Below are 9,648 nucleotides of genomic sequence, written 5' to 3' on the forward strand. Positions count from 1 at the left end.
CAGAACCTAGGGGACCTAGGGGATAGCTTAGAATATTTCCATTCATATAGAATGGATTACCTAAGAATCTCCGACCTCTACAGGTCGGAGAGGTTCAAGTCACCAAAATCCGAATAAGAATTGTGAATGCTACGAATATTCGCCTTCAGTGCACATTAAGATTTATTACTACTATTTTAGCCAAAATGAACTTTGGGAAAAATATGAAAACATTATTAATAAAGTAAAACAAAAAAAAGAATTAACTGATACCGAGGCACTTGATATAGCATCCATATCAAAATTTATCTTAAAAGAGCATGCTCCTTCAGTCATTGAATCATTAGCAAAAGTTTTCAAAAAAGCCATTATTAAAGATGGAACTTTTGAAAATGGATATAGGAGTTATTCTCGGAGGAATGATACTGAAACACATTACCTCTAACACAAAACAAAACAAATTAATGGGGCTGATTGGAATGAGGCATATTGAAAATGAAATAGACAAGCTCGTATACGATGAATATGGCGACAAACTTGATGAAAAAGACAAAGAAATCGAAAAAAAAGACAATGAAATAAAAACAAAAGATAATGAACTGAAAACAAAAGATAAAAAGATTGATGAACTTAATCAAACCAATGAGGAATACAAAAACAAACTAAAAGAGTTAAACAAAACGACAAACCTTCCTCCGGAAGCGAAAAAAATAATCAACTCAATGATGTTGCTTTAAAAAAATCATTTCAGATGACTACACAATCATCTGATTTAATTATTTAATATCATACCAAGCTTTTGAATTCCTTTTTCATTAGAAGTTCATCCACGAATCTGTAATCTAATTTTTCAAAGATTTCAATCAGGATATCCTCTTTGGAATCGAAGCTGACAACGATGCTTTTGAATTCATAGTCCATGGCTATCTTTTCAAGTTGCCTGATCAGCTTATAGGATATTCTTTCCCTATTGTCATAAGAGTTTAAAAACAGTGTTGTTATTTCACAGGACTCTGAGTCATATACCTTAAAGCTGGCGCAGCCTACGGTTTTTCCGAAATTGCTTAAAAGCAGAACTACCTGAGGGTCTGTGACTTCACATCCGAATGAGGAACACATATCTATAAATCTTTCGTCCCGCTCATCAGTTACTATTATCTCCATTTATGTTCACCTCTGTAGTGTTGCCGACTTTTTTAAGTTCTTCATCCCAAATTTCAGAATTGTTGGCGGCAAATCTCAAAAACATGTCACGGCATTTGATATCATTTAAAACCCTGACTTCAACGCCGTTGCATTCGAGAAAGCTTTCGGCCCCCATAAGTGTCGTGTTCTCTCCAATAACAACCCTCGGAATGTTGTATAATATTACGGCACCGGAACACATCGGACAGGGAGACAGAGTTGTGTACAATGTGCAGTCAATGTAATCATCATAATTAAGGCGTCCTGCGTTTTCAATTGCATCCATTTCGGCATGCAAAATGACAGAACCGTTCTGAATCAGTCTGTTATGGCCTCGTGATATGATTTCCCCATTCCTGACAAGCACAGCCCCGATTGGGATTCCGCCTTCTTTTAAAGATTTTTCAGCTTCCCTTAAAGCTTCAGCCATAAAATAATCATCGGTTTTCATAAAAAAAATAAGTTAATAGATGAATTTAATCATCTATTTGAATCTGTTAAATAATCCTTTATTGGATTCTTTTTCCAATTTTTCTTCAAGTTTTGCAACTTGCTTTCTTAAATCGGAAATGGTTTTACTGGTTTCATTTGAAAGTTTATCATAGCTACTTTCTTTGACTTTGAGTTTGGTTCTGAGGTCAGAAATTTCTTCCTTATATCCGTCAACCTCTTTTTTAATTTGAGCTTCAACTTCCTCTTTATAGTTTCCGAACTCAATGATTTCTGCTCTTAGCTTGTCAACTTCTTCTGAAAGTGATATGTTTTCCTTTCTTGACTCTGATAATTTGTCTTTCAAATCACCAATTTCCTTAACCAATTTACTGTTTTCATTTTTGATGCTGTCGACATCGGTATTTGCAAGTTTTTCCTTAAGTTCTGATATTTCAGCACCTAATTCCTCTTTGATAGTGTCCACTTCAGATTCTAACTTATCAGCCCTTACCTTGTGAACTGCAGCATCAGCACCCAATTTACCTATATTGTTACTTAAGTCAGCATTGATGTCAAGCTGATCGAAGTATTTTCTTGTGGATTTTTCAAGTGCGTCAGTTAATTCCTTCTTGACTTTTTTGAGCTCTGCATTTTCTTTTTTGAGCTTAGGAATTACTTTATTGGTTAAGTAATTGAGTTCATTAGACTGGTTGGATAATTTCTTATCTTTTTCAGCTAATTTGTCTTTTAAATCATTAATTTTAGAAGAATTTTGTTTTGGTTGTTTCTTTTTAGGTTCCTCTTCAACAGGTTCTCCAACAACTTCGATTTTAGGTTCATTGTGAACCGGTTCCTCAACAACCTCTTCCTCAGCAGGTTCCTCTTCAACTGTTTCTTCAACTATCTCTTCCTCAACAACCTCTTCTTCAACAACCTCTTCTTCAACAGGTTCTTCGTCAATAGTTTCTTCAACTGAAACTTCAGGAACAGTATTTTCAACTGCTGGTTCCTCAACAACTTTCTCTTCAACAACTTTTTCTTCAGTTTCTGTTTTTGACTTATTTCTAAGTTTATTTAGGTCTAATTTTACTTTTTGACCATACATAGCGTTTATTGGTTTATCATCAGCCATTAAAATCACCATTATAGCAATATTAATTTTCAAAATTCAACTACGAGATACATTAATAATTAAGATTTTGGCATATTTAAGTATTGTCTAAAAAACATTAATAACGATAAAAAACAATACATTATATACCAAATTAATTTTGTAACTTGTGGCGATACTATGGATTATTTTGATAGATTAGAAAAAGAAACCAATCACCTATACGATATAGCTAACGAAGCAAGGTCTAAAGGTTTAGATGTTGAAACCGAAACCGAAGTGCCACTTGCAAAGGATTTAGCTGAAAGAGTAGAGGGGCTTGTTGGCCCCGAAGGTGTGGCACAAAGAATCAAGGAATTGGAAACCGACATGGACAGAGAATCTGTTGCCTTTGAGATTGCCGCTGAAATCGCATCAGGAAAATTCAATCTGACCGGTGAAAAGGCCGACTGGAATGAGGAGCAGAGATGCGACCAGGGATTAAGGACCGCTCTTGCCATCCTGACAGAAGGTGTGGTAGCAGCGCCTCTGGAAGGTATTTCCGATGTTAAAATCAAGGACAACTTTGACGGAACAAAATACATTGGAGTATACTTTGCAGGACCTATCAGAAGTGCGGGAGGTACAGCTGCAGCATTGGCCGTGCTTTTGGGAGACAAGATTCGCCAGGCTATCGGTATTGAGGCATTCAAACCTATAGACGATGAAATAGAAAGGTATGTGGAAGAAGTGGAGCTTTACGAATCCGAAGTCACAAACCTGCAATACTCACCAACACCAGAGGAAGTGAGATTCGCCGCAAATCACATTCCGGTTGAAGTGTCCGGAGAACAGACAGACCAGGTGGAGGTGTCCCACAGGGACCTGGAACGTGTAGAAACAAACAACATTCGTGGAGGAGCGCTTCTGGCTATGGTCGAGGGAGTTATCCAAAAGTCCAAAAAGATCCACAAGATTTCCAAAAAATTAGGGCTCGATTGGGAATGGCTCAGCGAATATTCAAAGCCTAAAAAGGACGATTCATCAGATTCAAGTGACGATTCCGATGTTGTCAGCGAACCTAAATACATTCAGGATATCATTGGCGGAAGGCCAATTTTAGGATATCCTTCAGAAAAGGGAGCTTTCAGACTGAGATACGGTCGTTCAAGAAACACAGGACTTGCTACAATGGGAGTTCACCCGGCAACAATGGCATTGCTTGAATTTCTGGCAGTCGGAACACAGCTTAAAATCGAATACCCCGGAAAGGGTAACTGTGTCGTTCCGGTTGATTCCATCGAAGGGCCAATCGTCAAGCTCAGAAACGGAGACGTTTTGATACTCGACAGCGTTAAGAAGGCTCGTGAAGTCAAAAAGGACGTTACCGAAATACTGTTTTTAGGAGACATGCTTGTTGCGTTCGGAGAATTCCTGAGAAACAACCAGCCTCTATACCCGTCCGGATGGGTTGAGGAATGGTGGATTCAGCTTCTGATGAGAAGCGAAAAATTCGACAAGGACAACACCGATTTGGACCTTTATAAACTGGAATACGACTACCTGCCCTCTGCAGAGGCATTCGAGCTGTCAAAAGAGTACGGCATTCCGCTTCATCCAAAATACACCTACTGCTATAACGATGTGACAATTGGCGATTTGAATACATTGATTGAGCTGCTTGAAAAGTCCAGGTCAACCTACACAGAAGAAGAGGGAATAAAGCTCGACCTGTCTTATCCGAAAAGGATTTTGGAGATTATTGGGGTTCCCCACATTGTAAGGGACGGCAAAATAATCATCGACAAGGACCATGCATATGCACTGCTCAACACCTTATCCGAAAGGTTGCCTGAGATGAAGACAACCATCGAGGCGGTCAATGCGGTTTCACCTGTTGAAATTAAAAACAAGGCTCCGGCATACATCGGTACCCGTGTCGGAAGGCCTGAAAAATCAAAGGAAAGGCTGATGAGACCTGCCCCTCACGGACTGATTCCAATCGGCAATTATGGAGGAGCCAGAAGACTGGTTGCAACCGCCGCCAAAAAAGGAAGCATCAAGGTGGACATATCCAGAAGGAAATGTACCAATCCGGAATGTGGAATCAGCTCTTTCGGATCACTTTGTCCGAAATGTGGCCATCCGACCGAAATGAGCAAGCCTTCAATGAAAACCGTTCCATTGGCGTCAATGCTTAAGAAGGCATCAGACAACGTTAAGGTAAGGCGTGTCGATGAGGTGAAGGGCGTTGTAGGTATGATTTCCGAAGCCAAACTGCCCGAACCTATTGAAAAGGGAATACTCAGAGCAAAGCATGAGGTGTTCACCTTCAAGGACGGAACAATCCGTCATGACTCCACCGATTTGCCTTTGACACATTTCATCCCAAGAGAAATTGGAGTCAGCGTCGAAAAACTGCATGAAATGGGTTATGAAAAGGATTGCTATGGAAACCCGATTGAAAATGAGGACCAGATTGTTGAGTTAAGGGTGCAGGACATTGTAATATCAGACAACTGTGGAGAATATCTGCTTAGAACAGCACAGTTCATTGATGACGAGCTTACCCGATATTATGATATGGAACCGTTCTACAACGTCAAGGAAAAAAGCGACCTGATCGGCCATCTTGTGGCCGGCCTGGCACCGCACACATCCGCCGGCGTTTTGGGAAGAATAGTCGGATTTACAAAGGCACTTGGATGTTACGCACATCCTTATTTCCATTCAGCAAAACGTAGGAACTGTGACAGTGACGAAGATGCCGTAATGCTGCTTCTGGATGCATTGATCAACTTTTCAAAGACATATCTTCCTAACACAAGAGGGGGAAGTATGGATGCTCCTTTAGTTTTGTCTTCAAGAATAGATCCTGAAGAGATAGACGACGAATCCCACAACCTGGACATATTCGAAAGGTTCCCTGTCGAGTTTTACGATGAAACCTACACTCCTCACAAGCCTGCCGATGTTTTAGAATATATTGACAATGTTGAAATGCATTTGGGAACTCCCGAGCAGTATGAGGGATTGATGTTTTCCCACCACACTTCAAACATCCATGCAGGACCTACAGTCTGCCTTTACAAGAGGCTGCCTTCCATGAGGGAAAAGGTGGAGGCTCAAATTACACTTGCAGAAACCATACGTGCGGTCGACCAGCGTGGAGTTGTCGAAAAGGTACTGACATCCCATTTCCTGCCCGACATCATGGGAAACTCAAGGGCGTTTTCCAAGCAGAAGGTAAGGTGCACAAAGTGCGGTGCCAAATATCGCAGAATGCCGCTTACCGGAAAATGTACATGTGGAGGAAATCTAATCCTGTCTGTTTCAAAGGGATCAGTTACCAAGTATCTTGAAATTTCAAGAGATCTGGTCAATCGTTACCCAGTATCACATTACCTTGAGCAGCGTCTGGAGATTCAGGAGTTCGGTATCAACTCACTGTTTGAAAGTGACAAGTCCAAGCAGAGTTCGCTGGATGTATTTTTCTGATTACTTTTCAAATGCTCTCGGACAATTGATTTTTAATATGTTAAATATAGAAAATATCAGAGTATATGAACTTTGTTCGTAACAAGACGAACAATTTATATACCATAAAAATCTAAGTATTAAGTAGATGTTCGTATCAATACGAACAATAATTATACAAGTGATTACATACATTAATAGCAAGTGAGAGGATGCTCTCTCTTAGGGATAATGAAATTTTTAAAAACTAGGAAAATGGTGTGAATTAAATGGAAAAAATATCAGAATTAGGAAATAACTTAGATAAAACCGTTAAAATTAACGTAGAGAAAAATAACGGTATAAAAGAAAGATTTAGTTACGAAAAATTAATGAAATCATTAATAATGGTGGAAACCCCATTCTTTGAATCTGACAAAATCATAGCAACTGTAGTATCTCAGCTATACGACGGAATCAAAACCAAGGAAATCAAAAAAATCGTGCACGAATGTTTAGAAGACATCGATCCGGAAATAGCAAACAAATACTTAGCAAGCACTCAATTAAAAGTACGTACCTCCAGAGATACTATTGAAGCATTTGACTTATCAAAAATCGCTAACACCCTGATTGAAGAAACCGGTGCTAGCCAAGAAACCGCTTTTGAAATTGCTACAGAAACCTGGAAAGAGCTCAAGAAATTGAATGTGGAATACCTGACCGCTCCAATGATTAGGGAAATGGTCAACACAAAATTGATTGAATACGGTTTAGAAGATTTAAGAAGCCGTTACACCCGTTTAGGTATCCCTGTATACAACATTACCTCTTTAATCGAAAACGGTAACAGGGACAACGCAAACATGATCCACAACCCAGAAAGTATCCACAAGCATGTAGCAGACGAAGCATTAAAGCAATACGCACTCTTAAAAATGTTGCCTGCACACCTGGCAGATGCCCACATGGCAGGAGACATTCACATACACGATTTGGAATTCTTCGCTGGAAGACCTCTCAACTGTATGCAGCATGATATAAGAACTTTCATCAAATATGGACTTAAAGTCGACGGTACTGGTGACCACACCTCCATTGCAGGCGCCCCAAATCACATGGAAACTTTAATGAACCATACTGGTGAAATCATGCTTGCAGCACAACAGAACATGTCCGGTGGACAAGGAATGTCCTTATGGAACGTGTTTGTTGCACCATTCGCAAGAGGAAGAACTTATGACGAAATCAAACAATCCGTGCAAATGCTTGTCTACAACCTGAACATGGCATATGCAGCCCGTGGATCACAGGTTCCATTCACAAGCATGGCATTGGAATTTGGTGTTCCTGACTTCCTGAAAGATGAAACCGCTTACGGACCAAAAGGTGTTGAAGTCGGAACCTACGCTGATTTTGAAGAAGAAACCAGATTGATTCAAAGAGCATTCACTGAAACCTTGCTTGCCGGAGACAATGAAGGTAAACCTCATTTATTCCCAAATACTATCTATACCTTAAGACCGGAAACAATGACCAGTGAATACGAAGATGACATCAGATTGGTGCACGAACTGTCAGCAAAATACGGTTCATCCTACTTTGTGAACATGTTCCCTAAATACCGTAACAAAATGGCAAACTACATGGGATGCAGAACCTGTTTACAGGACACCTGGACCGGCGACTGGGACCAAGACTGTTTAAGAACCGGTAACCTCGCTTACGTAACCTTAAACTTCCCAAGAATCGGATACCAATCCAAAGACGAAACCCAAGTATTCGAATACTTAGATGAGTACATGGATCTTGCAGTAGAAACCTTAATGCTTAGAAGAGAACAAGGATTAAAATGTTTAAACGATTTCCACATTTTACCATTCTTAAAACAGCAAGTTGCTGAAGATTCATACTACAGAATCCAAAACTCAACCTTGTCCTTTGGTTTTGTCGGACTTAACGAAATGTTACTGTCCTTATTCGGCGAAGGAATCGAAAACCCTGATGCTAACAAGTTCGGTGTAAAATGTCTTGAATATGTAAACGACAGAGCTAAAAAATTACAGGAAGAAACCGGCCTCAGATGGTCCGTTTTACAAACCCCTGCTGAATCCACAGCTTACAGATTCGCAACTCTCGACAAAAAACAATTCAAAGACCAAGCTATCGTGCAAGGAGACGGTAATGCTAACTACTACACAAACTCCTCACACGTGCCTGTCGACACCGGATTATCCTTAATTGAAAAAATCAAAATTGAAGAACAATACCACAGCTTAACCCCTGGTGGTCACATCTTCCATGCATTCATGGGAGAATCATACTCCGATCCGGATTCCCTAATGAGCTTAACTGACAAGATTGCTAGAAAATCCGATATCGGATTCTGGGCTTACAGCTCAGCATTAAGCTTCTGTTTAAAATGTAAAACTTTAATGAAAGGACTAAACAATGTTTGTCCTACCTGCGGTGAAAAAGAAGATGTAGAATGGTATGACAGAATTACCGGATACGTTCAACAAGTTGGACGTGCAAAATCTGCATCCGGAGGTTGGAACCCAGGTAAACGTCAAGAATTAATTGACAGAAGAAGATTCGAAGATAACTAAACAGTTATCTTCCTTCACACCATTTTTTTACACCAAACCATCAAAATCATATTTTAAGGGCCAATATCTTAACAACTAATTTTAGAAATTTTTGATATATGATGGTGAGGTTTAATATGAAATTTAACAAACTGATTTTAGGCTCATTCATATTGCTCATATTACTGTTTTCAATCACCGCAATTTAAACTGAATCAGGGCTACACAACAATTACAGTTACAAATCCTGCGACCGGTGAAGTTAAAAAAAGCAAAATCACTGTTTATTCAAGGTTCAGCGATGACGAAGACATAGTAATGTATTACTATGACGGAACCAAAGCTAAAATCATCATACTTGGAGACGATGCCACCCTGTCGGTGCAAATCAAGTGGTGAAAATCAAGCTCAACAAGAAAACCTATTACGTGAAAACCAATGCCAAAGGTATCATCACATTTAACTTTATTGTGCAAGAATTCTCCGGCTTCTTTAAGCCAGGGATGAATTGCACATTTTAGTGGATAGTGTCTATATTTTTTTTATGTGGATGGAGTGGTGAGATTAGTTTTCAAATGCTCTCGGATAAATGCCATATAATATGTAGGTTAATAATATGTAATATAGAAAGATAGGGAAAAACTTCAATAAGTTAATTTTTTTCCTTTCTTTTTTAAAACACGGTTTCATAATAATGATATTCTAAAAAAAAACAATCCTTTATGATTATTTTTAGTCATTAAGTGATGATGTTTTTAGGATTTTTTTATAATTCTAATAAAATGTGAAAAAAAAGATGTTGAATATGTGCGATAAAACTTTTATTTTAACCGATAAGGTTGAATTTGTTCCTGATGAAGAGATGGAAAAGGAATTATGGTTTAATATTAATGCCAGTGCTTTTGTGTACAATAAAAC

7 protein-coding genes are annotated in these 9,648 nt (G+C 39.0%); 3 read left to right on the top strand and 4 right to left on the bottom strand.

Annotated features, from left to right (window positions below; all coding sequences use genetic code 11):
• The first annotated feature begins 371 nt into the window (after positions 1-371).
• Positions 372-716, top strand: coding sequence for a hypothetical protein (locus QZ138_RS10325; protein ID WP_292888953.1), 345 nt, complete (start codon positions 372-374; stop codon positions 714-716).
• 49 nt (positions 717-765) lie between these two features.
• Here the strand turns inward: QZ138_RS10325 and QZ138_RS10330 are convergent, their stop codons facing one another.
• From QZ138_RS10330 to QZ138_RS10340, 3 genes are read right to left on the bottom strand one after another with little or no spacing between them, the layout of a single operon-like run.
• Positions 766-1,143 carry a hypothetical protein gene (locus tag QZ138_RS10330; RefSeq protein ID WP_292604100.1) on the bottom strand — a complete coding sequence of 126 codons (378 nt, stop codon included), beginning with the start codon at positions 1,141-1,143 and terminating at the stop codon, positions 766-768.
• Positions 1,124-1,615, bottom strand: coding sequence for a nucleoside deaminase (locus QZ138_RS10335; protein WP_292888954.1), 492 nt, complete (start codon positions 1,613-1,615; stop codon positions 1,124-1,126). Before QZ138_RS10335 ends, QZ138_RS10330 begins: the two co-directional genes overlap by 20 nt.
• Positions 1,616-1,648: 33 nt before the next feature.
• On the bottom strand, positions 1,649-2,728 hold the full coding sequence (locus tag QZ138_RS10340; protein WP_292888955.1) for a hypothetical protein: 1,080 nt from the start codon (positions 2,726-2,728) through the stop codon (positions 1,649-1,651).
• A gap of 159 nt (positions 2,729-2,887) precedes the next feature.
• Between QZ138_RS10340 and polC the strand changes: the two genes are divergently transcribed.
• Both polC and nrdD read left to right on the top strand, forming a co-directional pair.
• A complete protein-coding gene (polC, locus tag QZ138_RS10345) occupies positions 2,888-6,184 on the top strand; it encodes a DNA polymerase II large subunit (RefSeq protein WP_292888956.1) in 3,297 nt (1,098 codons plus the stop codon).
• A 248-nt stretch (positions 6,185-6,432) separates the two neighbouring features.
• Positions 6,433-8,751: an anaerobic ribonucleoside-triphosphate reductase gene (gene nrdD / locus QZ138_RS10350; protein WP_292888957.1), complete on the top strand. Its 2,319-nt coding sequence runs from the start codon at positions 6,433-6,435 to the stop codon at positions 8,749-8,751.
• Positions 8,752-9,056: 305 nt separating this feature from the next.
• Here the strand turns inward: nrdD and QZ138_RS10355 are convergent, their stop codons facing one another.
• On the bottom strand, positions 9,057-9,206 hold the full coding sequence (locus QZ138_RS10355; protein ID WP_292888958.1) for a hypothetical protein: 150 nt from the start codon (positions 9,204-9,206) through the stop codon (positions 9,057-9,059).
• Positions 9,207-9,648 lie beyond the last annotated feature (442 nt).

It is taken from the genome of Methanobrevibacter sp. UBA212 (assembly GCF_905233225.1).
Lineage (GTDB): Archaea > Methanobacteriota > Methanobacteria > Methanobacteriales > Methanobacteriaceae > Methanocatella.